General features: G+C 41.2%; 1 pseudogene. It reads right to left on the reverse strand.

Going from position 1 to position 240, the window contains the following annotated elements:
• A pseudogene (locus tag SB658_RS27120) lies at positions 1-189 on the reverse strand (RNA polymerase factor sigma-54); the annotation flags it as partial.
• Positions 190-240: the final 51 nt, after the last annotated feature.

Below are 240 nucleotides of genomic sequence, written 5' to 3' on the forward strand. Positions count from 1 at the left end.
ATTTGTTTTATGGTAAGATAGTGGCGGCGTGTCTGTTTCCTTTCGTTCAATCAGAGGGTTTTCCAGTGAGAGCTCATCAATATATCCGGCCAGCTCCGCGGAATTGTATCCGAGTAATGTGATGGCCTGTTTAAGCTCTTGCGTTAATTGAGGCTTTAACATTTGTGTTTGCTGAAGTTTGATATCCATCATGCTCACTCCCCTTTTTTCATTGTACATGATTGGTTTCATACCGTATAT

Source organism: Bacillus sp. SIMBA_008, from assembly GCF_046535495.1.
In the GTDB taxonomy this organism is placed as follows: Bacteria; Bacillota; Bacilli; order Bacillales; family Bacillaceae; genus Bacillus; species Bacillus subtilis.